Source organism: Actinomycetospora sp. NBRC 106375 (assembly GCF_030269665.1).
Classification (GTDB): Bacteria; Actinomycetota; Actinomycetes; order Mycobacteriales; family Pseudonocardiaceae; genus Actinomycetospora.
Genome location: NZ_BSTS01000029.1, coordinates 24,205 through 50,075, shown reverse-complemented (window position 1 = coordinate 50,075; position 25,871 = coordinate 24,205). Strand labels below are relative to the sequence as shown.

25 protein-coding genes and 1 pseudogene are annotated in these 25,871 nt (G+C 69.0%); 17 read left to right on the top strand and 9 right to left on the bottom strand.

From position 1 onward, the window contains the following. Positions 1-159: 159 nt before the first annotated feature. Positions 160-441, bottom strand: a pseudogene (locus QSK03_RS30365) (helix-turn-helix domain-containing protein); the annotation flags it as partial. A 447-nt stretch (positions 442-888) separates the two neighbouring features. Beyond that, positions 889-2,124, bottom strand: a complete 1,236-nt coding sequence (locus QSK03_RS30360) for a thiolase family protein (protein WP_285659333.1) — start codon at positions 2,122-2,124, stop codon at positions 889-891. A 207-nt stretch (positions 2,125-2,331) separates the two neighbouring features. Here QSK03_RS30360 and QSK03_RS30355 point away from each other — a divergent pair, with 207 nt between their 5' ends. The 4 genes from QSK03_RS30355 (at position 2,332) to paaD (ending at position 4,578) form a co-directional block, all read left to right on the top strand. Beyond that, entirely contained in the window at positions 2,332-2,880 is a 549-nt protein-coding gene (locus tag QSK03_RS30355; protein WP_285659332.1) for a TetR/AcrR family transcriptional regulator, read from the top strand. Between the two features lie 92 nt (positions 2,881-2,972). Beyond that, complete coding sequence (paaA, locus tag QSK03_RS30350; RefSeq protein ID WP_285659331.1) at positions 2,973-3,938, top strand: 1,2-phenylacetyl-CoA epoxidase subunit PaaA; 966 nt, start codon at positions 2,973-2,975, stop codon at positions 3,936-3,938. Continuing rightward, positions 3,935-4,075 carry a hypothetical protein gene (locus QSK03_RS30345; protein WP_285659330.1) on the top strand — a complete coding sequence of 47 codons (141 nt, stop codon included), beginning with the start codon at positions 3,935-3,937 and terminating at the stop codon, positions 4,073-4,075. Before paaA ends, QSK03_RS30345 begins: the two co-directional genes overlap by 4 nt. Next, a complete protein-coding gene (gene paaD, locus QSK03_RS30340; RefSeq protein ID WP_285659329.1) occupies positions 4,069-4,578 on the top strand; it encodes a 1,2-phenylacetyl-CoA epoxidase subunit PaaD in 510 nt (169 codons plus the stop codon). Before QSK03_RS30345 ends, paaD begins: the two co-directional genes overlap by 7 nt. 76 nt (positions 4,579-4,654) lie before the next feature. On the opposite strand, the gene QSK03_RS30335 is transcribed toward paaD, so the two are convergent. Genes QSK03_RS30335 through pdhA form a run of 3 tightly spaced genes read right to left on the bottom strand, consistent with a single transcriptional unit; the run spans position 4,655 to position 8,030 of the window. Further along, complete coding sequence (locus QSK03_RS30335; RefSeq protein ID WP_285659328.1) at positions 4,655-5,971, bottom strand: dihydrolipoamide acetyltransferase family protein; 1,317 nt, start codon at positions 5,969-5,971, stop codon at positions 4,655-4,657. Next, a complete protein-coding gene (locus QSK03_RS30330) occupies positions 5,968-6,954 on the bottom strand; it encodes an alpha-ketoacid dehydrogenase subunit beta (RefSeq protein ID WP_285659327.1) in 987 nt (328 codons plus the stop codon). Before QSK03_RS30330 ends, QSK03_RS30335 begins: the two co-directional genes overlap by 4 nt. Next, on the bottom strand, positions 6,954-8,030 hold the full coding sequence (pdhA, locus tag QSK03_RS30325; protein WP_285659326.1) for a pyruvate dehydrogenase (acetyl-transferring) E1 component subunit alpha: 1,077 nt from the start codon (positions 8,028-8,030) through the stop codon (positions 6,954-6,956). Before pdhA ends, QSK03_RS30330 begins: the two co-directional genes overlap by 1 nt. Positions 8,031-8,161: 131 nt before the next feature. Here pdhA and QSK03_RS30320 point away from each other — a divergent pair, with 131 nt between their 5' ends. Further along, positions 8,162-8,620: an Lrp/AsnC family transcriptional regulator gene (locus QSK03_RS30320; RefSeq protein ID WP_285659325.1), complete on the top strand. Its 459-nt coding sequence runs from the start codon at positions 8,162-8,164 to the stop codon at positions 8,618-8,620. A gap of 100 nt (positions 8,621-8,720) precedes the next feature. On the opposite strand, the gene QSK03_RS30315 is transcribed toward QSK03_RS30320, so the two are convergent. Then, positions 8,721-9,449 (bottom strand): GntR family transcriptional regulator, encoded by a 729-nt coding sequence (locus QSK03_RS30315; protein ID WP_285659324.1) that lies wholly within the window; start codon positions 9,447-9,449, stop codon positions 8,721-8,723. Positions 9,450-9,935: 486 nt separating this feature from the next. Between QSK03_RS30315 and leuB the strand changes: the two genes are divergently transcribed. From leuB to QSK03_RS30285, 6 genes are all read left to right on the top strand, one after another. Next, the gene (gene leuB / locus QSK03_RS30310; RefSeq protein WP_285659323.1) at positions 9,936-11,036 is read left to right on the top strand and encodes a 3-isopropylmalate dehydrogenase; all 1,101 of its coding nucleotides are present in this window, start codon (positions 9,936-9,938) and stop codon (positions 11,034-11,036) included. A gap of 17 nt (positions 11,037-11,053) precedes the next feature. Next, positions 11,054-12,436 (top strand): 3-isopropylmalate dehydratase large subunit, encoded by a 1,383-nt coding sequence (leuC, locus tag QSK03_RS30305; protein WP_285659322.1) that lies wholly within the window; start codon positions 11,054-11,056, stop codon positions 12,434-12,436. A 1-nt stretch (position 12,437) separates the two neighbouring features. Beyond that, entirely contained in the window at positions 12,438-13,076 is a 639-nt protein-coding gene (leuD, locus tag QSK03_RS30300) for a 3-isopropylmalate dehydratase small subunit (RefSeq protein WP_285659321.1), read from the top strand. Positions 13,077-13,148: 72 nt separating this feature from the next. Further along, entirely contained in the window at positions 13,149-14,627 is a 1,479-nt protein-coding gene (locus QSK03_RS30295; protein ID WP_285659320.1) for an aldehyde dehydrogenase, read from the top strand. A gap of 71 nt (positions 14,628-14,698) precedes the next feature. Beyond that, the gene (locus tag QSK03_RS30290; protein ID WP_285659319.1) at positions 14,699-16,105 is read left to right on the top strand and encodes an FAD-binding protein; all 1,407 of its coding nucleotides are present in this window, start codon (positions 14,699-14,701) and stop codon (positions 16,103-16,105) included. 36 nt (positions 16,106-16,141) lie between these two features. Continuing rightward, on the top strand, positions 16,142-16,465 hold the full coding sequence (locus QSK03_RS30285) for a DUF3870 domain-containing protein (protein WP_285659318.1): 324 nt from the start codon (positions 16,142-16,144) through the stop codon (positions 16,463-16,465). Positions 16,466-16,523: 58 nt separating this feature from the next. Here the strand turns inward: QSK03_RS30285 and QSK03_RS30280 are convergent, their stop codons facing one another. After that, positions 16,524-17,276 (bottom strand): IclR family transcriptional regulator, encoded by a 753-nt coding sequence (locus tag QSK03_RS30280; RefSeq protein ID WP_285659317.1) that lies wholly within the window; start codon positions 17,274-17,276, stop codon positions 16,524-16,526. A 280-nt stretch (positions 17,277-17,556) separates the two neighbouring features. Between QSK03_RS30280 and QSK03_RS30275 the strand changes: the two genes are divergently transcribed. Genes QSK03_RS30275 through QSK03_RS30250 form a run of 6 tightly spaced genes read left to right on the top strand, consistent with a single transcriptional unit; the run spans position 17,557 to position 23,269 of the window. Then, positions 17,557-18,777, top strand: coding sequence for a CaiB/BaiF CoA transferase family protein (locus tag QSK03_RS30275; RefSeq protein WP_285659316.1), 1,221 nt, complete (start codon positions 17,557-17,559; stop codon positions 18,775-18,777). Beyond that, complete coding sequence (locus tag QSK03_RS30270) at positions 18,774-19,301, top strand: MaoC family dehydratase (protein ID WP_285659315.1); 528 nt, start codon at positions 18,774-18,776, stop codon at positions 19,299-19,301. Before QSK03_RS30275 ends, QSK03_RS30270 begins: the two co-directional genes overlap by 4 nt. After that, positions 19,298-20,470: an acyl-CoA dehydrogenase family protein gene (locus QSK03_RS30265; protein ID WP_285659314.1), complete on the top strand. Its 1,173-nt coding sequence runs from the start codon at positions 19,298-19,300 to the stop codon at positions 20,468-20,470. The genes QSK03_RS30270 and QSK03_RS30265 overlap by 4 nt, the downstream gene beginning before the upstream one ends. Further along, positions 20,467-20,961: a MaoC family dehydratase gene (locus QSK03_RS30260; protein ID WP_285659313.1), complete on the top strand. Its 495-nt coding sequence runs from the start codon at positions 20,467-20,469 to the stop codon at positions 20,959-20,961. The genes QSK03_RS30265 and QSK03_RS30260 overlap by 4 nt, the downstream gene beginning before the upstream one ends. Then, positions 20,961-21,923 (top strand): HpcH/HpaI aldolase/citrate lyase family protein, encoded by a 963-nt coding sequence (locus tag QSK03_RS30255; RefSeq protein ID WP_285659312.1) that lies wholly within the window; start codon positions 20,961-20,963, stop codon positions 21,921-21,923. Before QSK03_RS30260 ends, QSK03_RS30255 begins: the two co-directional genes overlap by 1 nt. Positions 21,924-21,928: 5 nt before the next feature. Next, a complete protein-coding gene (locus QSK03_RS30250; protein ID WP_285659311.1) occupies positions 21,929-23,269 on the top strand; it encodes an MmgE/PrpD family protein in 1,341 nt (446 codons plus the stop codon). 14 nt (positions 23,270-23,283) lie between these two features. Here QSK03_RS30250 and QSK03_RS30245 read toward each other — a convergent pair whose 3' ends face one another. After that, positions 23,284-24,396: an NDMA-dependent alcohol dehydrogenase gene (locus QSK03_RS30245; RefSeq protein ID WP_285659310.1), complete on the bottom strand. Its 1,113-nt coding sequence runs from the start codon at positions 24,394-24,396 to the stop codon at positions 23,284-23,286. Further along, positions 24,393-25,826, bottom strand: coding sequence for an MFS transporter (locus QSK03_RS30240; RefSeq protein WP_285659309.1), 1,434 nt, complete (start codon positions 25,824-25,826; stop codon positions 24,393-24,395). Before QSK03_RS30240 ends, QSK03_RS30245 begins: the two co-directional genes overlap by 4 nt. Positions 25,827-25,871: the final 45 nt, after the last annotated feature.

Below are 25,871 nucleotides of genomic sequence, written 5' to 3'. Positions count from 1 at the left end.
CTCGGCGGACACGTCAACTTCAAGGCACGCCGAAGCGGCCAGATCTAGCGCGAGTCACGTCGAGATCACCGGCACCGAGCCTGCTGGTCCTCCCAGCCGGAGCACCGCAGCGACACTCACAGATCTAGCAGGAGTGAGGAGCTTCAGCTAGCGCCATCACCGGTCCTTGAGCACCGTCAGCGAGCGGTTCCAACCAATCCGTTCGGCGATCACCGTGGCGGGCATGGTCGGCCACTCGGCGAGCAGTTCCCGAACCTGCGGCTCGACCGCGTCGACGATCGAACCCTTCGCCACGCGCTCGTACTTCGGTGGCGTCTCGGCCGCCAGCGCCCGCCGCACCGTGTTCCGCCCGACCCCGAGCCTGCGCACGATCGCCTTGATCGGCATGCCCTCGGCCCGATGCAGCCGGCGGATCTCCGCCCAGTCCTCCACGCTCAGCACCCCTCACTAACGGCAGGGGGTCCAGATTCACCCGTCGCCAGGGGGTCAGCTTTCAGCCGTCGTCAGCAGGAGACGCCGGACGCGACAACCAACTCGGCGAGCTCACCGATCGGCCGCCTGGAGGAGCTGGGCCCTCGCGTTGTCGAACCGGTGTGTATCAAGAACTTGATGGGGGCTAAGCACCTGGTCCGTCACCTGTCCAGCGTGGTGGTCGAGGTGCCTCACTGACCACGGAAGTGTGGGTGCTACGCCTCCGGAAGTGGGGCCGGCAACCACTCTTCGGGCTCGTGCCATTCGAAGTCGTGGGGATGGCGCAGGAACCTCGCCGTGAGTCGGCAGACGGGGCTGTTCATCGCCGGCTGGGGAAGGGAGTAACGCCATGCCCCAGCAGGAGTTCGTCCCGGCACCGAGGCTCGAGGACGACAGCTGACGGTGGCGCAGAGACGCTCAGAGGCGCTCGAGCAGGAGCGCCGCCCCCTGACCGACCCCCACACAGAGGGTGGCGAGACCTCGGCGGGCGTCACCCTGGTGCAGCCGGTGTGCGAGGCGCAGTGTGATGCGAGCGCCGGAGCAGCCGAGAGGATGGCCGAGGGAAATGGCGCCGCCGTCAGGATTGACCAGGGCCTCGTCGAGCTTGAGTCGTCGGATCACCGCGAGGCTCTGAGCGGCGAACGCCTCATTGAGCTCGACGGTGTCGAGCTCGTCGACGCTCCAGCCGGCCCGCGCCGTGACTTTCTCCGTCGCGGGAACCGGGCCGAGACCCATGACGTGAGGCGCCACTCCGGCGCTCGCCCCCGCCACGATCCGGGACAGCGGAGTGAGGCCGTAGCGGTGCACGGCCTCCTCGGAAGCCACGACCAGTGCCGCGGCTCCGTCCGAGAGCGGCGAGGACGAGCCGGCGGTGACGATGCCGCCGCGACGGAAGACCGGCTTCAGCTTCGCCAATGCTTCTGGCGAGATGTCGGGACGTGGTACTTCGTCGCGCGTCACAGGTATCGGGTCACCCTTGCGTTGGGGCGCGTCAACCGTCACGAGTTCGTCCTCGAAGCGGCCGGCGTCCATGGCCGCTACGGCGCGGGTGTGACTGCGCAACGCGAAGGCGTCGCACTCCTCGCGCGTGATGCCGTCGAGCGTGGCGACCTCTTCCGCCGTCTCACCCATCGACAGCGTGACTGGCCCGTCGGTCTCGGTGTGGATCTCCGGTGCACGCTCGTCCAGCTCGCGGAACCGCCGGTTGGTGAAGCGCCATCCCAGGCTGGTGTCGACGACTTCGCCGGGCGGGCCCCACGGCGTTCCGGGCTTGGCCATCACCCACGGCGCGCGGGTCATCGACTCGACGCCGCCGGCAACGACCACGTCCGCTTCGCCGGCCTTGATGGCCTGTGCGGCTGAAGCGACAGCCGTGAGACCGCTCGCACAGAGACGGTTGACGGTGTAACCAGGGACCGTCTGCGGGAGGCCCGCCAGTAGCACGGCCATGCGCGCGACATCGCGGTTGTCCTCTCCCGCCTGGTTCGCGGCACCCAGGATCACCTCGTCGACGGCCTCGCCGTGCACGCCCGCTCGGGCGATGGCTTCACCGATCACCAGTGCCGCGAGATCGTCGGGTCGCACCGTCGCCAGCGCACCGCCGTACTTGCCTTGAGGCGTCCGTGCTCCGCCCACTACATAGGCCTCGGCCATCGTCGCCTCTCGTCCCCAGTAAGCCGACCGATCGTTCGGTTGGGCCGAAGGTAGCATCGCGTTCTACCAGCGCACTACTCCGATGTAGAGGAGGCGACCGCCGTGATCAGCGTCCAGGAGGGTGCCGACGGCGACGGAGGTCCGCGGTCCTCATGGGTCGCGCACAGACCGCGTGAGGGGCGTTACGCGGGCCACACTGCCACTTCGTTGATCGAGGTGGCCGCGCACCTCTTCACCGAGCGCGGCTACGAGGCGACGTCGATGGCGGACCTCTCACGTGCAGCCGGGATCGCGAAGTCGTCGATCTATCACCATGTCCCCGGCAAGGAAGCACTCCTCCGAGGGGCGCTGGAACCCGCGATCGAGGGGCTCTTCGGGATCTTGTCGGAGTCCCCGGCCCAGGACGGTGCGCCCGTCGAGCGGCTGAGGCACATCGTCCGTCGTCAGGTGGAGGTCCTGACCACGGAATTGCCCTACGTCACGTCGCTGCTCAGATTGCGGGGCAACACCGAGACCGAGTGCTGGGCACTCGAGCGGCGGAAGGTCTTCGACCGACGAATCGCCGCGCTGGTGCGCGAGGCGATGGACGCCGGCGAGATCGTCGACGACATCGACGCCGCACTTGCTGCGCGGCTTCTGTCGGGCGCCGTCAATTCCTTGATCGAGTGGTACCGGCCGGACCGTGCGACCCCGGCGGAGTTGGTGGCCGTCGTCGAGCGCATGGCGTTCGAGGGTCTTCGCGAGAACCCCGCATGACCGGTGCACATCCCTTGCGTTGGAGCCTCCGCGGCGGGCAGCATGTGAACCGAACGAACATTCGGTCGGGAGGATGTGTGAGGATGCCATCGATGGCGGTGACCGAGGAGCAGGGCCACGCCGAGGCCGGCCTCGAGGCGGAGTTCGACCGCGCGGTCGCCGCCGAGGGCCGGATCGAGCCGCGCGACTGGATGCCCGAGGGCTACCGGAAGACGCTGATCCGCCAGATCGCCCAGCACGCGCACTCCGAGATCATCGGCATGCAGCCCGAGGGCAACTGGATCCTGCGCGCCCCGAGCCTGCGGCGGAAGGCGATCCTGCTGGCGAAGGTGCAGGACGAGGCCGGCCACGGGCTCTACCTCTACTCGGCCACCGAGACCCTGGGCGTCGACCGGGCCGAGCTCACCGAGAAGCTGATCGACTCGAAGCAGAAGTACTCGTCGATCTTCAACTACCCGACGCTGACGTTCGCCGACATCGGTGTCATCGGGTGGCTCGTCGACGGCGCCGCGATCGTCAACCAGGTGCCGCTGTGCCGCTCGAGCTACGGGCCGTACGCGCGGGCGATGGTGCGCATCTGCAAGGAGGAGTCGTTCCACCAGCGCCAGGGCTTCGAGCTGCTGCGCACGCTGATGGCCGGCACCGAGGCGCAGCGCGCGATGGTGCAGGACGCCGTCGACCGCTGGTGGTGGCCGTCGCTGATGATGTTCGGCCCGGCCGACGGCGACTCCCCGAACACCCAGCAGTCGATGGCCTGGCGGATCAAGCGGCACACCAACGACGAGCTGCGCCAGCGCTACGTCGACGTGACCGTCCCGCAGGCCGAGGCCCTGGGCGTCACGCTGCCGGACCCGGAGCTGCGGTGGAACGCCGAGCGCGAGGCGCACGACTTCGGCGACATCGACTGGGACGAGTTCATGCAGGTCGTCAAGGGCGCGGGGCCGTGCAACGCCCAGCGCCTGGCCAACCGCCGCGCCGCCCACGAGGACGGGCAGTGGGTCCGCGACGCGGCCAGTGCCTACGCCGCGAAGCAGGAGTCCCGGAAGGCGGCGGCATGACGATCGGCGACGACACCACCGCCCACGTCGAGGGCGCGCCGACGTTCACCGGCGGACCCAAGGTCACCAGGCCTCTCGACGAGGAGCTCGCCCTCGTGCAGTCGCCGGCCCGCACGCACCCGGAGGCGACGTGGTGATCACCGAGACCGACGCGCGGGCCGCGGCCGAGCAAGTCGTCGACCCCGAGATGCCGATGCTCACGCTCGCCGACCTCGGCGTGCTGCGCGGCGTGGAGACCCGGGACGACGGCACCGTGGTCGTCACCCTCACGCCCACGTACTCGGGATGCCCAGCGCTCGACGAGATGCGCTACGACCTGCGCCGGGCGCTGTCCGACGCCGGCTACGCGCGGGTCGACATCCGCACGACGTTCAGCCCGCCGTGGTCCACCGACTGGATCTCCGACGACGGTCGCCGCAAGCTCGCCGAGGCCGGCGTCGCCCCTCCGGACCGGATCGGCCCGCGCGCCGCGAACGGCCCGATCCCGCTGACGCTCGCCGCCCCGTCGCGCGCCGTCGCCTGCCCGCAGTGCGGCGCGCCGGACACCGAGGAGACCTCACGCTTCGGCCCGACGGCGTGCACCGCGCTGCGCCGGTGCCGGTCGTACGGCGAGCCGTTCGAGCACGTCAAGGAGATCTGATGAGCGCCCCCGCCGAGGAGCTCGCGCCCACCGGCCGCGGCTGAGCCTTCTCTCGAGCCGGCGCGCCGGACCGACGTCACAGCTCGATGGTGGCTGCGGTCGGATTCTCGACGGCGTCGGCGACGAAGCGCAGGAATCCCCCCGCGGTGCCCCCGTCGCAGACGCGGTGGTCGAAGACGAGGGAGAGCTGCACGACCTGCCTGACGACGATCTGCCCGTCGACCACCCAGGGGCGCGGGAGGATGCGGCCCATGCCGAGGATCGCGACCTCAGGATGGTTGATGATCGCCGCGCTGCCGTCGACGCCGAGCACGCCGTAGTTGTTGAGCGTGAAGGAACCGGACCCCAGCTCGGCGGCGGTGGCGGTGCCCTCCCGAGCCGCCGCGATGAGGCGGCGGCTCTCGTCGTCGAGGCCCCGCATGGACAACCGGTGCGCGCTCGTGATGGCGGGAACGACCAGCCCGCGGTCGGTCTGAGTGGCGAGGCCGAGGTTGACCCCGTCGAGGTGGGCGATCTCCTGGCGTTCGGTGTCGACGCGAGCGTTGAGTTCGGGAAAGCGGACCAGGCCTGCGACGACGAATCGCGCGACCATGGCCAGCAGGCCGGGCGCTCGCCCCGAGTCGGCGAGCCGTGCACGCAACTCGAGCAGGGCCGTGGCATCGACGTCGACCCACGTGGTCGCCTCGGGGATCTCCGCGCGGCTGCGGCCGAGTGTCTCGGCGATCGCCCGCCGCATCCCGGTGATCGGGATGCGGGTGCGGACCGGCAGCGCGGTGCGTCGATCGATGTCCGCGTCCGGGGATGCCGCGGCCGGCTCGTCGGCCGGGGAGGTCGTCGCCACCCGCGCGATGTCGTGACGCGTGATCAGGCCGCCGGGTCCGGTCCCGGTGACCGCCTGCAGATCGATGTCACCGTCGCGCGCGAGCCGACGGACCAGCGGGGAGAAGACAGCGGGCTTCTGCGGAGCGGCCTGCTCCGACGTCCCTTCCGTCGGGACCGACACATGGTTGGCGGGTGCGGTCCGCCGGCGCCGGCGACGCGACGGGGCGGCGTGCGAGGTGCCGTACCCGATGAGGACCGCGCCGGATCCGCCGCGTTCTTCCTCGATGTAGGTTGCGCCTTCGTCGGCCTCCGGCGTCGCGTCGGTGCCGCTGTCCGGACTGATCGAGATCAGCGGTTCACCCACGGCGAGGGTGGTGCCCTCCTCCCCGTGTCGTGTGGCGACGATCCCGGCGAACGGTGACGGAACCTCGACCGTGGCCTTGTCGGTCTCGACCTCGGCGACGGGTTCGTCGACCGCGACGGTGTCGCCGACGGCCACGAGCCACCGGATGAGCTGCGCTTCGGTGAGCCCCTCACCGAGGTCGGGCAGCAGGAAGATCTGGTCTCTCACGCCGCGTCCTGCCACTGCAGCTCGTCGACGGCGTCGAGGATTCGGTCGACCCCGGGCAGGAAGTGGCGTTCCAGCTTCGGCGCGGGATAGGGAACGTCGAACCCGGTGACCCGGTGCACGGGTGCCTCGAGGTGGTGGAAGCAGCGCTCGGTGACCCGGGCGGCGATCTCGGAGGCCACGGAGGCGAACCCGGGGGCCTCGGCGACGACGACGGCGCGTCCGGTGCTGCGGACCTCGGCGCACACGGTCTCGTCGTCGAACGGAACGATCGATCGCAGATCGACCACGCCGACGTCCCGCCCCTCGACCGCGGCCTGCTCGGCGGCAGCCAGTGCGGGCGGCACGGACGGCCCGTACGCGATCAGGGTGGCATCGCGTCCCGCGCGTCGGACGACGGCGCGACCGATCGGGGGGACCTCGGCGGCGACGTCGACCTCCTCCTTGGCGAAGTAAAGCTTCTTGGGTTCGAGGAACACCACCGGGTCCGGGTACTCGATCGCGGCGCGGAGCAGCCCGTAGGCGTCGGCGTTCGTCGCCGGTGCCAGCACGGTCAGGCCCGGGGTGTGGGCGTAGTAGGCCTCGGACGAGTCGCAGTGGTGCTCGACCCCGCCGATGCCGCCGGCGTAGGGGATGCGGATGACCAGGGGTAACCGCACGCGGCCGCGAGTGCGGTTGGCGGTCTTCGCCACGTGGCTGGTGATCTGTTCGAAAGCCGGGAAGGCGAAGGCGTCGAACTGCATCTCGACGACCGGCCGCATCCCGTTCATCGCCATCCCGACGGCCATACCGACGATCCCCGCCTCGGCGAGCGGGGTGTCGAAGCAGCGACCTTCGCCGAAGTCGCGGGTGAGCCCGTCGGTCACCCGGAACACCCCGCCCAGCGGACCGACGTCCTCGCCGAACACGACCACCGCGTCGTCGGCGGCCATCGCGTCGCGCAGCGCCGCGTTGATCGCCGCGGCCATGGACATCTTCGGTGCCATCAGGAGTCCTCGTCCTCGAGCTCGGCCCGCAGCGACGCGCGCTGGCTGGTCAGCTGCGGCGTGGGGGTGGCGTACACGTGCGCGAACAGCTCATCGGGGTCGACCGGAGCCTCCACGGCCAGTCCTCTGCGGACCTGGGCCGCCATGTCCTCCGACGCGGCGGTGATCTCTCTCTCGCCGGTCTCGTCGAGGACGCCGGCCCCGGTCAGATAGGTGCGTACCCGGGTGAGCGGGTCGCGCTCCCCCCAGCCGGTCACCTCGTCCTCGGTGCGGTAGCGGGTGGCGTCGTCGGCATTGGTGTGGGCGTCCATGCGGTAGGTGTCCGCCTCGACCAGCGTCGGCCCGTCTCCGGAACGGGCCCGCGCGACCGCCTCGGCGAGCACACGGGTGACGGCGGGCAGGTCGTTGCCGTCGACCAGGACGCCCGGCATGCCGTAGCCGTCCGCCTTGGCCGCCAACGACGGGGCCACGGACTGGCGGGCCAGCGGCACCGAGATCGCGTACTTGTTGTTCTGTACGAAGAACACCACCGGCGCGGCGAACACCGCCGCGAAGTTGCAGGCCTCGTGGAAGTCGCCCTCGCTGGTCGCGCCGTCACCGCAGAGCGCCATCACGACGGTGTCCTCGCCCCGCAACCGCGCGGCGTGCCCGACCCCGACGGCGTGCAGGAGCTGGGTGGCCAGTGGGGTCGCCTGCGGGGCGGTCCGTCGCTCCCGTGGGTCGTAGCCGCAGTGCCAGTCGCCGCGCAGCATGGTCAGCACCTCGACCGGGTCGACGCCGCGCGCGACGATCGCCGCGGTGTCGCGGTAGGTCGGGAACAACCAGTCCCGTTCCTCGAGAACCGCGGCGCAGGCGACCTGGCACGCCTCCTGCCCGCGCGACGAGGGGTACACCGCGAGGCGGCCCTGCCGAACGAGTGCCTGGGCCTGCTCGTTGAGCCGGCGCGCCGCGACGAGACGGCGGTAGCCGTCGAGGAGCACGTCGGGCGCCGGGAGCGGCGCGCTTCCCGTGGGCTCGCCGTCGTGGCCGAGAAGGCGCACGATGTCGACCTGCTCGGGCTCTGGGGAAGACGACATGTCAGGATCGTCGAGAATCGGAGGACGGTTAGTCCACACGAGACGGAATATCGAGAGAGACGGTTACAGAGCGGACTGTCACCCAGACGAAGTGCCGCAACACTGCTGAAACGCTGCGCGAGGTGAGACGAATGGCTGCGCTCGACGAAGTCGACCGGCGGATCGTGTCCGCGCTCCAGGCCGACGGCCGACTCTCGGTACGCGCACTGGCCGAGCGGGTGCGCATCTCCCGGGCCAACGCCTACGCCCGGCTCGAGCGGTTGACGAGCTCCTCGGTGATCACCGGCTTCACCGCCACCACCGATCCCCGCATGCTCGGCCTCGGCACCTCGGCCTACGTGACGATGAGCGTGCAGCAGAGCTCGTGGCGCGAGCTGCGGGAACGCCTCCGTCACGTCCCCGAGGTCGAGCACGTGGCACTGGTCGCCGGAGAGTTCGACGTGATCCTGCTCGTGCGGGCCGAGGACAACGACGCGCTGCGACGACTCGTGCTCGAGCGTCTCCAGGCGATGCCCGGCGTCCTGGCGACGCGCACCTCCCTGGTCTTCGACGACGTCGAGAACCGGCCAACTCTCCCGCACGGGCACTGATCGAATCGGTGTCGTCCCGTCCCGGCCGGGATGGATGCGTCCCCCGACGGCGCCGTCCGGTGGTCCGAGATGCGTGCCTGAGCCCCCGCGTCGCCCGCTGCTAGCCGAGTGAGCGTCCGAGTGGCCGCACGGTCGACGCCGCCTGTTCGGCCTCGAGAAAGGCCACGATGGACCGGCCGTTGTCGCGCACGTGCTCGCGCATGGCTCGTTCCGCCGCATCCGGCGTGCCGCTCAGGATGGCCTCGAGGATCGCTTGATGTTGCTCGCAGGCGTGGTCGATCGACACGGGTCGACCAGGGTCCCCCTGTGCCGCAGCCTGCAGGTGGTAATGGTGGGTCAACGTTCGGGTCTGTTCCGCCATCCGCCGAAGCATGTCGTTACCGCACCAGTCGAGGATCGCTCGGTGCAGGCCTTCGTTGAAGCTCCAGTACTCCGCGAAGCTGCCGCCGTCGTGGAAGTCCTTGTTCCGCACGTCGAGTTCTCGCACCTCGACGAGACACGCGGGTTCGGCGCGCTCCGAGACCAGGCCCGCTGCCCGTCCCTCGAGGACGGCACGCAGCTCGTAGAGCTCCTGTATCTCGTCCACCTGCAGCAGTCGGACGTGCGCGCCCCGGTTTCGCTCCAAGGTGATGATGCCCTCTGCCGCGAGCTGGCTGAACGCGGCTCGTATGGTGCTGCGGCTCACGAGTAGCTGCCCGATGAGATCTGCCTCGATGAGCCTCTGACCCGGCGCGAGCCGCCCGTACTTGATGCGTTCTCGGATCTGGGCGGCAGCCTGCTCGATCACGGACCGCCTGTCGGTGGCGGCGTTCGCCTCTGACTTCCTCACCCAACACTCCCGATGGTGGGACACGGCCGTCGGACAATCTATCGCACACCCTTGTGGTCCAGGACACCCCGAGTTAGATTGTCGCTCAATCACGTCAGACGTTCCTGCCTGGCAGTAGTTCAACTCAACGAGGAGAGCGGACTATGGGACATGCGATGACCACAGCAGTCCGTGCGTCCCCGCCGACGCACGCCTCGCCGTCGGGCTGACGCCCCATTCGGGAGACGGTGAGGGCGCGCGAACCCGTCGCGTCGAACGCCATCAGATACGCCGATCTCCTCGCAGGACCTCGGCCTCCGAGGCGCCTGCTTTCCTCCGAGCGCCTCGGGTGTGCTCCGGTACCGCCGGAGGCGGGACCGCGACGGTGCACTGTCGCGGCCCGCCCGACGCTGTCGCTCACGACGATCGCCTCGACCGAGGACTCACCATCCATGGCATGCGAACGCCGGCTCCCCCATGACGCACGCCCGGTGAAAGGACGACCCGATGACCCGACTCCCCGCGAACGAAGCTCGAGTTGCCGTTCTGTCCGGCGACGGCGTCGGCCCCGAGGTGACGCATGAGGCGGTCCGGGCCCTCCGCGCTGCCGCCACGCGGGCCGGGCTGGGACTGACCCTCGAGCACGGATTGCTCGGTGGCGCCGCCATCGAGGAGACCGGTGTGCCCCTGCCTGACGACACGCTCGCGCTGTGCGAGGCCAGCGACGCTCTTCTGGTGGGGGCGGTCGGTGGTCCCCGATGGGATGGGCTACCGGCGGATCGCAACCCCGGACCCGGAGGACTGCTGAGGCTGCGCCGCGACCTCGACCTCTTTGCCAACCTCCGGCCCGCGTCGACCCTCGTGCCGGAAGCCTCTCCTCTACGGGTGCCGACGGTCGACATCCTGCTCGTCCGCGAGGCCGTCGGAGGGCTGTACTTCTCGCCGGAGCGCGGTCGGCGCCGCGACGGATCGACCGAGATCGGGTGGGACACGATGTCCTACACCGCCGAGCAGGTCCGCCGGATCGCCGTCGTCGCGTTCGAGCTCGCCGCAGCCCGCGAGGGACGTCTGGCCTCCGTCGACAAGGCGAACGTGCTGGAGTCGTCACGCCTGTGGCGTGATGTCGTCGACGAGGTCGCTTCCGACTTCCCCCAGGTCACCCTCGACCACCTCTACGTCGACAACTGCGCCATGCAGCTGGTCCTCCGGCCGCAGGACTTCGATGTGATCGTCACGGAGAACCTCTTCGGCGACGTTCTCAGCGACGAACTTGCCGGCCTGGTCGGCTCGTTGGGACTGCTTCCGTCCGGCAGCCTCCGCAGCGATCGGTTCGGCCTCTACGAACCCGTTCACGGCTCGGCCCCGGACATCGCCGGGACGGGCGCCGTCAATCCGGCGGCCGCGATCCTCTCGGCCGCCATGATGCTGCGCCACAGCCTCGGCCACGACAGCGCCGCCGCCGACATCGAACGAGCGGTTGCCTCGGTCCTGCGTCGCGGCACCCGCACACCCGATCTTGCTGGTGCAGGCCCCGCGGTGAGCACGTCGAGCTTCGGCGACGCCGTCGTCGCCGAGATCGAGCGCCACCCCGCCGCCGAGGCAAGCTGACCGAGCGGAGGCCGGAGATGGGAAAGACCCTGGCGCAGAAGCTCTGGGAGCAACACCTGGTCGATCGCATTCGCGGTCGGGACCTCCTCTACATCGACTTGCACCTCGTGCACGAACTCAGCCCCCAGGCGTTCGGCGGGCTGGACATCCGGGGGCTCCCGGTGCGCAGACCGGCCGCCACCGTGGCCACGATGGACCACAACGTGCCGACCGGAGATCGGTCGGCACCCCTCCGCGACCCGCTCGCTGCAGCACAATTGGATCTGCTGCGGCGCAACTGCGCCACCCACGGGGTCCCGTTGTTCGGGCTCGGCTCCCACCGACAGGGCATCGTCCACGTGCTGGGCCCCGAGACGGGTCTGACTCGTCCGGGGATCACGGTGGCGTGCGGCGACAGCCACACGGCGACCCACGGCGCGCTCGGAGCACTCGCCTTCGGCATCGGCACCAGCCAGGTCGAGCAGGTCCTGGCCACACAGTGCCTGCTCGTCAATCCCTTGCGTCAGCTGGCCGTCGAGGTCGACGGCGCCCTCCCGGTCGGGGTCACTCCGAAGGATCTCGCCCTGACGGTGGTCCGTCTCCTCGGCTTCGGCGGTGCGACCGGGTACGCGGTCGAGTACCGCGGAGCAGCCGTTCGCGCGCTGTCGGTCGAGGGTCGCCTGACGTTGTGCAACATGTCGGCGGAGGCCGGAGCCAGGGTCGGGCTGATCGCACCGGACGACACCACCCTCGCCTACGTCCGCGAGCGCCGCTTCGCGCCCATCGACGAAGCATGGCGGGAGGCGGAGCGCGACTGGAGGGCGTTGCGGACCGACGGCGACGCAGCCTTCGACCGTGTGGTGAGCCTCCGCGCCGATGAGATCGAACCGACCGTCACGTGGGGGACCACTCCCGCCATGAGCGTCCCCGTCGGCGGCCGGGTGCCCAAGCCCGAAGAATCCCCGAACGGGAACCAGGCCGAGCAAGCCCTCGACTACATGGGGCTGGTGGGCGGCGAACGAATTGTCGATCTGCGTCTGGACCGGGTCTTCATCGGGAGCTGTACGAACTCCCGGATCGAGGACCTTCGAATGGCGGCGAACGTCCTGGACGGACGAAAGGTAGCCCACGGGGTCAAAGCCATGGTCGTCCCGGGTTCCGTTCCGGTCAAGATTCAAGCCGAACAGGAAGGCCTTGACGAGGTGTTCCGTCGGGCGGGTTTCGAATGGCGAGAGCCGGGCTGTTCGTTGTGCCTGGGCATGAACGAAGACGTCGCCGAACGGGGGGAACGGATCGCCTCGACCTCGAACCGCAACTTCGAAGGTCGACAGGGAGCCGGCGCCCGGACGCACCTGGTCTCGCCGGCCATGGCGGCGGCGGCCGCCGTTACCGGGCACTTCGTCGACGTCCGGGAGGTCTGAGATGGAACCGGTGCTGTGGGTCCGCGGCCGCATGATGCCGCTCGTCCGAGACGATGTCGACACCGACCAGATCATGCCGAAACAGTTCCTCTCCCGCGTCGAACGAGATGGCTTCGGCGAATTCGTCTTCCACGAGTGGCGCCGCGACCCTGAGTTCGTGTTCAACGATCCCCGGTTCTCCGGTGCGCGCATTCTGGTCGCCGGTAGCAACTTCGGCTCGGGATCCTCCCGCGAGCACGCAGTGTGGGGTCTGCAGCAGTACGGTTTCGACGCCGTCGTTGCGCCGTCGTTCTCCGACATCTTCACCGGAAACTGCGCTCAGGCCGGCGTCGTGCCCGCGGTCGTCCCCCCTGAGCTCTGCCGGAGCCTGCAGGCGGCCGCCGAACGCGACCCGGACAGCGGCGTCGAACTGGACCTGACGACGATGCGCGTCATGTGGACAGGTGGTAGCGGCACGTTCCACCTCGACGACCAGGTCCGTGAGGTCCTTCTGCACGGACTCGATGATGTGGCACTCGTCCTCGGCCAGCTCGACGTGATCACGCAGTACGAGCGCGCCCGCCCGGCGTGGATGCCCCACCTGGATGTGAGCGTCGTTCCCGGGGCGGCCGTCGGCCCCGATGCCGGGACGACACCGTGATCGCGAGCCGATAGTCGTCGATCTCGCTCAGCAGATTGCTCGATGAGACGAGCAGCAATCGGAGGAAATGTCGTGACGTCACTGAAGCGCCACCTGCACTGGATCGACGGCGTATCGGCCGAGCCGGCCGAGGGGACCTATCTCCCCACCATGGACCCGATGACCACCGAGCCGTGGGCGGAGATCGCCCGGGGTAGCGGTTCCGACGTGGATCGAGCGGTCGACGGCGCGCACCGGGCATTCGCGACGTGGCGTCGGACAGGACCGTCGCGGCGGGCGGAGGTGCTCTGGCGGCTGGGCGACCTGATCGCCGAGCACGCGAGCGAACTCGCCGGGCTCGAGAGCCGGGACGCCGGTAAGGTCATCCGCGAAGTTCGCGACCAGCAAGTGCTCTTGCGCAATTGGTACCACTATTACGCCACCCTCGCCCATCACGGCGACGGTCGACACATCCCGCACGACAGCGAGTCGATCATGGCTGTCACCGTGCGTGAGCCCTACGGCGTCATCGGTGTCATCCCGGCGTTCAACTCGCCCATGATGCTCGGCGCGATGGGTATCGCTCCCGCTCTGGCCGCGGGCAACACGGTCGTTGTCAAGCCACCCGAAATCAATGCGCTCTCACTTCTCCTGTTGGGCCGGCTGGCCCAGGAAGCAGGGCTTCCCGACGGATGCCTGAACATCGTGACCGGATATGGTCACGAGGCCGGCGACGCCCTTGTCGGGCATCCCCTCGTCCGTAAGGTCTTCTTCACCGGAGGCCCCGACTCGGCGCGCCATGTCACAGCGCGTGCTGCGGCCGGTCTCAAACAGACCGTCCTCGAGCTCGGCGGCAAGTCCGCGAACATCGTTTTTCCCGACGTCGACGTCGACAAGGTCGTCAACGGAGTGATCGCCGGCATCTTCGCGGCGGCGGGCCAGACCTGCGTGGCCGGTTCCCGGCTGCTCGTCCACGCAGATATTGCGGACGAGCTGGTGAAGGCGGTGGGCGAGCGAGCCCGCACCATCAAGTTGGGCGACCCTCAGCTCCCCGAGACGGAAATGGGGCCGCTGTCACAGGAGAAGATCCACATCGGTGTCGCCTCTCGGGTCGAGGAGGCCATCGAGGAGGGTGCGGTCGTCGTGGCAGGCGGACCGGACGCGCCCCGCCCCGATCGAGGTTGGTTCTATCCACCCACCGTCCTCGACGGCGTCACGAACGACATGTCCGTGGCTCGTAACGAGCTCTTCGGTCCTGTGTTGTCCGTCCTCCGATTCGACAGCGACGACGAGGCCATCGCGATCGCCAACGACTCCGACTTCGGTCTGGCCGCGGGAGTGTGGACGAACGACTTCGCCCGGGCGCATCGCGCGGCGCGTCGGCTCGAGGCCGGCACCGTGTGGGTGAACACCTACCGGGCGATGCAGTTCTCGATCCCGTTCGGCGGGTCCAAGTCCAGCGGCTTCGGCCGTGAGAACGGGCTGGATGGGTTCGCGGAATTCACCCAACCGAAGTCGATCTGGTTCGAGTCGTCCACCTCCGGACTCGCCGACCCTTTCACGTTCCGATAGACGGCCGCGTGTGCCACATCAGATTTCGACACAGCATCGGTGTCCGAGTCGAAGGAGAGCAGGAGCGCATCATGGCAGCAACCGAAGAGTACGACCTCGTCGTGGTCGGGCACGGTGCCGCGGGCCTCGCGGCAGCCGTGACCTACGCGGAGGCACGAGAGGGGGCCCGCATCGCGGTCCTCGAACGTGCTCCGCGTGAGGAGCGTGGCGGAGCAACACGATGGACGGGTGCTTTCCTGCGCGTGGCCGAGGACCGGACCCTCGACCCCGACTGGACGAAGAGGATGCAGCGGGTTTCCGCCGGGCTCGCCGACGATCAGTACTGCCGGCTGCTCGAGCGCGAGACGCCCACGACGATGCGCTTCATCGAGGAACGCGGCGTCAAGCTCCTCTTCGATCAGTTCCCGTTCGCGCACACGCTCGTCGGCGGCCCGCCCGCCATGCGGCCCGCGGGGCGCCCGGACGGCGGCGGGAAGGCGATCGTCGAGGCGCTCTCTCGAATCCTGGAAGGTCGGTCCGGGGTCGACCTCCTCTACCAGACGGAGGCCGTGCGCCTCACGATCTCGGAAGACGGCGCGGTCGACGGTCTGATGGCGCGGGGGCCCGACGGACTCCTCCGACGGCTCGGCGCCCGCGACGTCGTGCTGGCGTGTGGGGGGTTCGAGGGCAGCAGCGAGATGCTGTCTCGATACGTCGGGCCGAAGGCGTGCGACCTCAGACTCATCGCGCCCGGTGTGCGGAACAACAGGGGAGACGGCCTGCGGATGGTCACGGAGATCGGGGGGGACACCGCGGGCCAGTTCGACATGATCCACGCGGAGGCCGTGGACACTCGCACGTCCGCGGCGGACGCCGTGATCTACGGCTTCGCCGCAGGCATCTTCGTCAACGGCAACGCGGACCGCTTCTTCGACGAGGGTCGCGACACGTGGGACAACACCTTCGAGCACATCGGATTCGAGATCTGGCGCCATCAGAACCAAGAGGCGTATTGGATCGCCGACGCGAAGACTCTCGCCGTTCCGGGCGTCGAGCACTCTCTGCTCAGCGACGTGCCGCCGGAGCGAGCCGACACGATCGGCGACCTGGCCGCGAAACTCGGCATCGACAGTGAAGCACTGGAGAAGACCGTCGCGGGCTTCAATGCAGCGTGCGGGTCCCAGGAATTCGACGTTCACCGCCTCGACGGCAAGTCGACGATCGGCGTCACCCCGCCGAAGTCCAACTGGGCCACTCCGCTCGACACGCCGCCGTTCATCGGGATCCCCCTGACCTCGGCCATCACCTTCACCTACGGGGGTGTCCGCACCGATCTGGCGGCGCGCGTCGTGACGCCCGGGGACGTCACGATTCCGCACCTCTATGCGGCCGGAGAGCTCACCGGGTTGTACTACCACGAGTACCCGCCGGGTACGTCCGTCCTGCGGTCGCTCACCTTCGGACGTCTTGCTGCCGAGCACGCCGCGGCCCATGCCTAGTCGCGGGCCCACTCACGCGGCGTCGGTGGGGTGAGCGTGAGCCGCGAGGTGCTCGTCGTCGGTTACGCGAAACTGCCGGAAGGGACGGCCGCGCGTGCCCTGTACGGCACCCTCGCGGTCGGCGCGATCGTCGAGGTGGGCGAGCATGTCGTCATCGATGCGTGGACGACCCTCGCGGCATCACACACCAACGACTGGGTCAGCACCCGCCTGATCGGCACGAACCTGCTGACCTCGGCGGACACCTTCCTCGACGAGATCCAGGCGAACTACTGGGGTAGCGCGCAGGCCGCGATCCGCCAGGCGTTCCGCGACCTGGTACGGCGCTACCAGGACAATCTCGAGGCGGAGAGGGTCTGAGCGAGGCCGTCGCCGCGGGACCCGCGAGCGGGCGGTGACGGGAAGCGGTCGGCCGGGGTCAGAGCAGAGGGGTCCGGAGCCCCAGCGAGGTGCGGATCTCCGTGGCCGCCACGATCGTTGCCGCCCCCCACTCGTGCAGCCTCTCCGGTGCGTAACGACTTGCGGGCATGGACAGTCCGATGCTGCACAGCGGCGCGCCGTCCCCGTCCAGGACGGGGGAGGCGAAGCCGACGACGTCCGGTCGCCATTCGCAGACGTTGACGGCGAAACCGTTCGTGCGAACCTCGTCGAGCTGTCGGGCCAGGTCTTCTGCGTGCAACGTCCGGGGGTTGAACCTGGTGAGAGGGCTGTTGAGGACGTTCTCCCGCATCGGGCCGGGCAGGTGGGCGAGGATGGCCTTGCCCGTCGCGGGTCCGTGCAGCGGGACCTGGGTGCCGAGCGCGTTGTAGGTCCGGACGGGCTGTGGGCTGTCGACCCGCTCGATCAGAACCGCCGCCTCGCCCGACGGGACCGCCATGTACACCGTCTCCCTCTGGGCGGCCGCGAGACGGTGCATGGCGGGCAGAGCGGCGTCCCGGAGGTTCAGCTCCGCCGGTGCCCGGCGCGCCAGCTCCTGCGACGCCGGCCCGAGCTCCCACTTCGCATGATCGGCGCCGGACTCGACCAGCCACCCTTCCTCCGCGAGCAGCTTGAGGTGCCGTTGGGTGGTGCTCTTCGGCAACTCCAGCGCGCGCGCCAGGGCGGAGACGCCGACCGGCTGGTCGACGGCGACTTGTCGAAGAACAGCAAGGGTGACGCGCACGACCTGCACCGGCCACCTCCGGACGGCCCCGACAGCAGCTTCTTGACAACCCGCGATCTCCGACGCAGGCTTGATCCGTGCCATGGAACGCGTGCCGTAACACAGCACGACCCTGGTGAGCAGACAGTAGACGAGCACCGCCAGCACAGCACAGAGCGCCCTCGACCGAGCCGTGCGGCCCTTCCCGGCCGGTTCACGGCTCGCGGACACGGAACCTCTCCCTGATACGCCAGCGGACGCGCGCCCGCACCGGGCGCTGCGCCGTGAACGAGATCAGGGGAGATCGACAGTGTCGACGACCGACGTCGCCGGGCCGCTCCGTGGCTTCCGGGTCATCGACCTCACGCACATGCTCGCCGGGCCCTACGCGACCATGATGCTCGCCGACTTCGGCGCCGACGTCATCAAGATCGAGTCGCAGGCGGGCGAGTTCATCCGGCGGTCCGGCCCCTTCCTCTCCGACGATGACGCCTACGGCGGCTACTTCGCGAGCGTCAATCGCAACAAGGCCAGCGTGTGCCTCGATCTCAAGGCGCCCGAGGGGCGTGAGGTCTTCCTCGAGCTCGTGGCCGGGTCCGACGCGCTCGTCGAGAACTTCCGTGCCGGCGTCATGGAGCGACTCGGCTTCTCCTACGAGGCACTCCGGGAGGTCAACCCACGCCTCGTCTACGGATGCATCCGGGGTTTCGGAGATCCCCGGACCGGCGTCAGCCCGTACGTCGACTGGCCGGCCTACGACGTGATCGCCCAGGCGATGGGGGGCCTGATGGGGATCACGGGCGACGCGAACGGGGCACCGACGAAGACCGGTCCGGGCCTCGGCGACATCTTTCCGGCGTCTTTGTTGATCAACGGTGTCCTCGCCGCCATGCTCGACGCCCAGCGCAGCGGGCGCGGCCGTTTCGTCGACGTGGCGATGTACGACGCGATCGTCTCGCTGTGCGAGCGGCTCGTATATCAGCACTCGATCACCGGGGCGGTGCCGAGCCGGATCGGCAACGCGCACCCCTTCTTCGCTCCGTTCGGCGTCTACCGGGCCGAGGACGGGTGGATCGCGATCGCTGCCCCGAACGACGATCTGTGGGCGCGTCTGGCCGCGATCATGGGCCGTCAGGATCTCGTCGGCGACCATCCCTTCGCGCGCAGCGCGAACCGCACGGCGTCCCGGGACGAGGTCGTGGGGATCGTGTCGGACTGGGCCGCACGGCACACGATCGACGTGCTGAAGGAGCTGCTCGGCGCGCAGATCCCGTTCGGCCCCGTGCAGACCGTCGACCAGATCGTGGCGGACGAGCACGTCGCCGCACGACGGATGGTGCGCGCCGTGGATCACCCCGGCTCGGGCGCGCGGATCAGTATCGCGGGACAGCCCGTCAAGTTCGGCGGCCCACCGGAAGCCGAACCCCGGTCGGCCCCGCTCCTGGGCGCGGACACGAACCGCGTCCTCTCCGACCTCGGCTACTCGGCCGATGCCATCGACAGCCTGCGTGAAGAAGGAGTGACGCGATGACCGCCCGCGCCGACGGGGCCATCACGACCGAGCGGCCGGTCTTCGACCCCGGAGACTTCGAGCTCGTGGAGAAGGGCCCGGTCTTCGAGACCTTCGAGGTCGGGCAGCAGCTCGAGCACCACTGGGGCCGCACGCTCTCCGAGACGGACGCCGTGCTGTTCGGCAGCCTGACGCTGAACTACGCACCGCTCTACACCAACGCGCACTGGTCACGGCAGCTCGGCCACGAGCAGCGACCGATCAATGCGTACTTCGTCTTCCTCACCGTGCTCGGACTGTCCGTCGAGGACACCAGTGAGCGCGACGGCGGGATGTTCCTCGGCGTCGATTCCGTCGACTTCCTGGCTCCGGTCTATCCCGGCGGCACTCTCACCGCGCGCAGCGAGGTGCTGGCGGTCCGCGACTCGAAGAGCCGCCCCACCGCCGGCATCGTCACGTGGCGCACCACGGGTTACGTCGACTCCCGCGAGCCCGTCCTGGAGCTCGTCCGGACCAACCTCGTCGTCCGAGGGAGTGCCTCATGATGTCCGAACCTTCCGCCCACGTCCTCACCGAGGACCAGCTCCACCTCCGCGAGGCGGCCCGGGAGTTCGCCCTCAAGGAGGTGCTACCCGTCGCGAACGAGCTCGACCCGATCGGCGGCGTGATCCCGCAGGACCTGCTGGACAAGATGGCCGAGATCGGCTTCTTCGGGGTCATGCTTCCCGAGCGGTCCGGCGGTCTCGGTCTCGGCGTCCTCGAGTACGCGCTCATCACCGAGGAGCTCTCTCGCGCCTGGATGAGCGTCGGCAGCATCATCCGGGCCAGCACCCTGCCGAGGGCGCTGCCCGCCGAGCGCCGCGCGATCTTGGAGCCACTCGCCGCCCAGGGCAAGTACCTCGGTGCCTTCTCGCTCTCCGAGGCGGAAGCGGGCTCGGACGTCGCGAACATCCGGACCCGCGCGGTCCGGGACGGGGACGACTGGATCATCAACGGTGCGAAGATGTGGTGCACCTTCGCCGACCAGGCCGATTACATCGTCCTGTTCGCCCGCACCTCGCCGACTCCGAACGAGCGCAGGCGCCACCTCGGCATCAGCGCGTTCATGATCGAAAAGGAGCGGGGTTCCTTCCCGGCCGGCATCCGGGCCGCGCCCGTCCGCAAGATCGGCTACCACGGATGGAACACCTTCGAGCTCGGGCTGTCCGACGTCCGGGTGCCCGGTTCGGCGTTGCTCGGCAACGAGGGTGAAGGCTTCTACGCCGGCATGGTGAGCCTCGACATCGCCCGCATCCACACCGCGGCCCGTGCCGTCGGCGTGGCCCGCGGCGCGCTGGAGGACGCCGTCACCTATGCCCGGGAGCGGGTGCAGTTCGGCGAGCCCATCGCCAGCTTCCAGGGCCTGCGCTTCAAGATGGCGCACATGGCGGCCGAGATCGAGGCCGCTCGTGCTCTCACCCACCACACCGCCCGCCTGCTCGACGCCGGGCTGCCGTGCTCGGACGAGGCCGCCATGGCCAAGTACGTCGCCTCCGAGATGGCCGAGAAGGTCACCAGCGACGGTCTGCAGGTACACGGCGGGGCCGGTTACACCACCGACTTCGCGGCCCAGCGCTACTGGCGCGACGCGCGCCTGACCAAGATCTTCGAGGGCACGTCGGAGATCCAGCTGCGCATCATCTCCGACCGGCTCCTCGGGAAGGTGGCCCGATGAACGCCCCGTCCCCGGACGCCGTGACGGGTCCGGCAACCTTCTTCGAGGACTATCCCGTCGGCCGCAGGATGCGACACAAGCGCGGCAAGACGATCGACGAGCTCGAAGGCGTCCTGCTCACCAACCTCTGCGTGAACACCGCCCAGGCGCACTTCAACGAGGACTCCCAGAAACACCAGCCGGTCGGCACGCGCATCGTCTTCGGTGGAGTCACCGCCTCCGTGGTGATCGGGCTCGCGAGCCAGGACGCGTCGGAGAACCTCGTGCGCGACATCGGGCTGCGCACCATGAAGCTGGCCCGGCCCGTCGTCCACGGCGACACCGTCTACGCCTTCACCGAGGTCGTGTCGGCCACTCCGATCGACGACGGCCTCGGCGAGATCGTGTTCCACCACTGGGGACGCAACCAGGACGACCAGACCGTCTTCGAGGCGGACCGCATCGTGCACGTCCGGCGCCGCCCGGCAGCCGTCACCGCCGAGGAGTCCTGATGACCGACACCCGTCTCCTACGCCCCCGCCGTTCCTGTCTGGCCGTTCCCGGATCCAGCGCCCGCTTCCTGGAGAAGGCCCAGAGCGCCGACGCCGACCAGGTCTTCCTCGACCTGGAGGACTCGGTCGCGCCGGTGGCCAAGCCGGCGGCGCGGGATGCCATCGCCACGGCGCTCGACGAGGGCGACTGGAAGGACAAGATTCGGACGGTCCGCGTCAACGACCTGACCACCGAGTGGACCTACCGAGACGTCATCACCGTCGTGGAGAAGGCCGGCCCGAAGGTCGACTGCATCATGCTGCCGAAGGTGCAGACCGCGGCGCAGGTGCAGTGGCTCGACATGACCTTGACCCAGTTGGAGAAGGTGCTCGGGCTCGAGGTCGGACGGATCGGCATCGAGGTGCAGATCGAGAACGCCGAGGGTCTGACCAACGTGAACGCCATCGGCGCCGCCTCGCCGAGGATCGAGACCATCATCTTCGGTCCGGCCGACTTCATGGCCAGCATCAACATGCGGAGCCTCGTCGTCGGCGACCAGCCTCCCGGGTACGAGTCCGACGCCTACCACTACATCCTGATGGCGATCCTGATGGCTGCGCGGGCCAACGGCCTGCAGGCGATCGACGGACCCTACGGGCGGGTCCGCGATGCCGAGGGCTACCTCCGCACCGCGGAACGCTCGGCGGCGCTGGGTTTCGACGGCAAATGGGTCCTGCATCCCGACCAGATCGACATCGCCAATCGGGTCTACGCCCCGACGCAGGCGGACTACGACCGGGCGGAGCTCATCCTGGACGCCTACGCGTACTTCACCTCCGCCGAGGGTGGCGCCGTCGGTGCCGTCATGCTCGGGGACGAGATGATCGACGAGGCGTCCCGGAAGATGGCGCTCGTCGTCGCCGCCCAGGGACGGTCCGCCGGGCTGAGCCGTACCACGACCTTCTCCCCGCCCGAGAGCTGAGTCCCATGGTCGTCTCCTCGAGACCGTTGTCGGCTCACGATCTGGCGGTCCTCGGATCGCGGGTGGCCGGCTCCGCCGACGAAGCAGCTCTCGCGCTCGCCGCCGATTGCGTCCTGGACTGGGTGGGTGTCGCCACGGCGGCGCGCCAGGAGGAACTGGCCGCTGTGCTGTGTCGGTTCGAGCAGTACGCGGGCGGTGGCACCGCTTCTTCCCTGGCCTCCGGCGCCACGGTGCCGCCGCAGACCGCCGCCCTGATCAACGGCACATTGGCGCACGTGCTCGACTACGACGACGTCATGGCCAGGCTGCCGGGACACTGCGGCGCCCCTGTCGTGGCGTCGGCGCTGGCGGTCGCCGAGACCGCAGGACGCTCCTGGGGAGCAGCGCTGCGCGGCGTGGTGGCGGGCGTCGAGGTGATGTGCGCGCTGGGCGATGCCTGGGGTGCCGCGCTGAGCCGAGCGGGCTGGCACCCCACGGCGGCGCTGGGGGTGTTCGGTGCCGCGGCCTCGGCCGCGATCACGCTGGGGTTCGACGAGGACGCACTGACCAGAGCGCTTGCCGGCGCGGCCACGGGAAGCTCCGGGCTCAAGCACGCCTTCGGCTCGCACGGGAAGAGTTGGCAGGTCGGGTTGGCCGCGCACAACGGTGTCCTCGCGGCGCTGGCGGCAGCGAGTGGCCTGGCCGTGACCAGCGACATCCTCGATCCCGGCGCCGGATGGCCATCGGTCTACTGCGCCCGCGAGGTCGGTGAGTCGGGGTCTGGACACGACCCTTCCCCACGCATCCACGACACCGTCTTCAAGCGTTACGCCGCGTGTTTCGCGACGCACTCCGCGATCGCGGCGGCCGAGGGCCTCGGACTGGCCGGTACGGACCTCGGACCGGACGCCCGTATCGAGATCGAGGTCGGACCGCAGTTCCACGACATCGTGACCCGGAACGCCGACACCGGGTTGGAGCTCAAGTTTCATGTCGGTGCGACTGTCGCGCTGGTCGTCCTGGGGTGCGATCTCTCCGATCCGGCCCTCTTCACCGATGCGACCGCGCGACGAGCGGACGTGCGCAGCCTGCTGGAAAGGACCGCGGTGCGCAGCAACGATCGCCTCGACAACGTCGAGGCGATCGTCACCGTCGATGGTGGCCCGGCCGGCGGGCGGTCCCGGCAGGAACCTTCACCCGGACCACCCTCCGCGCTCGAGCGGCGCGCCCTTCTGGACCGGAAGCTGTCGGCGGTCCTCTCCCCGTGGGCGACCCCGGGACAGGTGCGCGCCCTCCGGGACGAGGTCACGTCACGAGCGGATGACGACCCGGTGGCCGGTCTGTTGAGGGCGACATGGTCCTGGTGATCGACCGCCTGCGGTCACGAATGTACGACGAGCCCTCGGATAATCTTTCCGTCGAGGAGATCCTGGTAGCCGTCGTTGACCTGGTCGAGGGTGTACCGCTTGGTGACCAGCTCGTCGAGCTTGAGGTGACCGGAATCGTAGAGGCGCAGCAACTTCAGGATGTCGTACTGGGGGTTGCTGGAACCGAATTGCGAGCCACGAATCACTTTCTCGTTACGGACCAACAGAGCACTCGGGATCTGGATTGTCAGGTTGTCGGGGTGTGACTGTCCGGTGACGACGACGGTGCTGCCTTTGCCGATGACATCGAAAGCGTGCCGGAGCACTACTTCATCGACGACCCCGACGGTCACGATCGCCTGATCGGCACCTTGGCCCCAGGTCAGCTCGTGCACCTTTGCGGCCGCTTCCTCCGGGTCGGCGAAGGCGTGGGTGGCGCCGAGCTCGAGAGCCGCCTGTCGTTTGAAGTCAAGAGGATCGATCGCGACGATGTATTTCGCTCCGGCGAAGACGGCACCTTGAACGGCATTGATCCCGATCCCACCGATCCCGTAGACGACGGTGGCGTCCCCGACATGCACCGCTCCGGTGTTGACGGCGCTTCCCCAGCCCGTGGGCACGCCGCACCCGACGAGAGCAGCGACGTCGAGCGGGATCCACGGATCGATCCTGACCACCGACTGCTGCGGGACCGTAGCCCGCTCCGAGAAGGTCCCGAGCATGGCAAGACTGCCGTAGTCCGTTCCGTCCGCGTGGTATCGGAAACCGCTCTCGGGCAGGCGACCGGCGAGGAAGTGCGCGCCGAGGTCGCAGAGATTCTGATGACCGGTGGCGCAGTAGCGGCAGTGCCCGCAGCTGGGGATGAAGCTACAGACGACGTGATCGCCCGGCTCGACCTTCGTCACGCCCGCGCCCACGGCCTCGACCACGCCCGAACCTTCGTGGCCCGCGACGATGGGGTAGCGCGGGACGATGATCCCGTCGATCAGATGCAGGTCGGAATGGCAGAGGCCCGAGGCCACATACCTGATGTGAACCTCTCCCGCCCCGGGCTCGTCCACCTCGAGCTCCCTGATCGTGAACTGATCGTCGCCGGGCTTCTCGAGGACAGCCGCTCTGGTTCTCATGGGTCCACCTTTCTTCTCGTGGCGTGTGTGGGGCCGGTCGTCGGCGGGTCCTCCGACCGGCCGCCCTGTGCTCGGGAACCCGCCGACTCCTGTGGTTCGTCGCCGTCGAGGTCGGCGAAGGTCGCCCGCGACGTCTCGGGGGAGAAGTGCATCGCCACCAGGCTCACGGCTGCGATGACGGCGACATACGCGACCACCAGGCCGAAATGAGGAGGTCCTCCCGCCGCTGCCATCAAGGACGCGGCGGCCAGAGGGAAGATGCCCGCGCCGATCGCCGAGGAGACCTGGTATCCGATTGACGCTCCGCTGTAGCGGTAGCGGGTCGGGAAGAATTCACTCACCCATACCGCCACCGGGCCCAGGACCAGGCTCTGGGCGAGCGCCGCCAGGACTCCGGCGACGATGACGAAGAAGAGAGAGCCTTGCCCGACGGACTCGAAGGCGATCCACACGAGAAAAGGATTCAGGACGGCGCCGATCGAGGCCACGCGACGACGGCCCAGATGATCGGACGCCGCGGCAGCGGCCGGCGCGACCACGAACCCGACGATCGTCCCGACCAGACTCATCGCGAGAGCCGCCGATGCGGAGAAGTCGGACTGGATGGCATAGGCCGGCAGGTAGGATGTGTAGAACGCCGTGGCCGTCGCTACGATGAGCATCACGCCGACCAGCCGCAGCAGTGGCCGTCGTTGTGTTCGGATCATCCCGGTGACGGGTCGTTCGGACAGCCCACTGGTCTTTCGGGCGGCCTCGAAGACCGGCGTCTCCTTGACTCTCGCCCGGAGCAGCACCCCGACGGCGAGAAGAGCGGCGGAGGCGAGGAAGGGAACACGCCAGCCCCAGTCCATGAACTGCTCCTCGGGCAGCAGCGACACCGCGAGCAGGACGACATTGGCGAGAATGATGCCGCCGTACTGTCCGAACGTGGTCGCCGTGCTCGCCCGTCCACGCCGATTCGGCCGTGCGTATTCGACCGACATGAGCAGCGCGCCGGCGAATTCACCACCGGCTGCGAGGCCCTGGATCGTCCGCAAGAAGACCAGCATGATGGGAGCCGCGACTCCGATACTGGAGTAGGTCGGAAGAATCCCTATCAGAAAGGTCGCGATGCCCATCAGCAGCACGGTGATCAGCAGTACGTTCTTGCGCCCGAGTCGATCACCGACGAGGGACATGATCAGTGCGCCCACCGGACGCGCGAACCATCCGACTGCCAACGTGGCGAACGAGGCAATGAGGCCGACGGTCGGATCTGCCTGCGGGAAGAAGAGCGGACCCAGTGCAATGGCGGCGACCAAGGCATACAAGTAGAAGTCGTAGTACTCGATGAGAGTGCCGAACATGGCAGCCCAGAGGGCGCGTCGACGGTCCTGCTCCGTGCGATGAGCGCCCGGAGGGTTGACCTTCAGATCCGGATCGGACGTCATGTCAGTACCTAGGCTTTCTGTGGCAGAGATGTCGACGGGGGTGGT

Bases quoted from the DNA above. Each gene is read 5' to 3' on its own strand.
- QSK03_RS30250 (WP_285659311.1), top strand. From the start codon at position 21,929: ATGGTCGTCTCCTCGAGACCGTTGTCGGCTCACGATCTGGCGGTCCTC.
- leuC (WP_285659322.1), top strand. From the start codon at position 11,054: ATGGGAAAGACCCTGGCGCAGAAGCTCTGGGAGCAACACCTGGTCGAT.
- QSK03_RS30260 (WP_285659313.1), top strand. From the start codon at position 20,467: ATGAACGCCCCGTCCCCGGACGCCGTGACGGGTCCGGCAACCTTCTTC.
- QSK03_RS30240 (WP_285659309.1), bottom strand. From the start codon at position 25,826: ATGACGTCCGATCCGGATCTGAAGGTCAACCCTCCGGGCGCTCATCGC.
- QSK03_RS30330 (WP_285659327.1), bottom strand. From the start codon at position 6,954: ATGGCACCGAAGATGTCCATGGCCGCGGCGATCAACGCGGCGCTGCGC.
- QSK03_RS30270 (WP_285659315.1), top strand. From the start codon at position 18,774: ATGACCGCCCGCGCCGACGGGGCCATCACGACCGAGCGGCCGGTCTTC.
- QSK03_RS30265 (WP_285659314.1), top strand. From the start codon at position 19,298: ATGATGTCCGAACCTTCCGCCCACGTCCTCACCGAGGACCAGCTCCAC.
- leuD (WP_285659321.1), top strand. From the start codon at position 12,438: ATGGAACCGGTGCTGTGGGTCCGCGGCCGCATGATGCCGCTCGTCCGA.
- QSK03_RS30345 (WP_285659330.1), top strand. From the start codon at position 3,935: ATGACGATCGGCGACGACACCACCGCCCACGTCGAGGGCGCGCCGACG.
- pdhA (WP_285659326.1), bottom strand. From the start codon at position 8,030: ATGTCGTCTTCCCCAGAGCCCGAGCAGGTCGACATCGTGCGCCTTCTC.
- paaA (WP_285659331.1), top strand. From the start codon at position 2,973: ATGGCGGTGACCGAGGAGCAGGGCCACGCCGAGGCCGGCCTCGAGGCG.
- QSK03_RS30320 (WP_285659325.1), top strand. From the start codon at position 8,162: ATGGCTGCGCTCGACGAAGTCGACCGGCGGATCGTGTCCGCGCTCCAG.
- QSK03_RS30360 (WP_285659333.1), bottom strand. From the start codon at position 2,124: ATGGCCGAGGCCTATGTAGTGGGCGGAGCACGGACGCCTCAAGGCAAG.
- QSK03_RS30290 (WP_285659319.1), top strand. From the start codon at position 14,699: ATGGCAGCAACCGAAGAGTACGACCTCGTCGTGGTCGGGCACGGTGCC.
- QSK03_RS30245 (WP_285659310.1), bottom strand. From the start codon at position 24,396: ATGAGAACCAGAGCGGCTGTCCTCGAGAAGCCCGGCGACGATCAGTTC.
- leuB (WP_285659323.1), top strand. From the start codon at position 9,936: ATGACCCGACTCCCCGCGAACGAAGCTCGAGTTGCCGTTCTGTCCGGC.
- QSK03_RS30255 (WP_285659312.1), top strand. From the start codon at position 20,961: ATGACCGACACCCGTCTCCTACGCCCCCGCCGTTCCTGTCTGGCCGTT.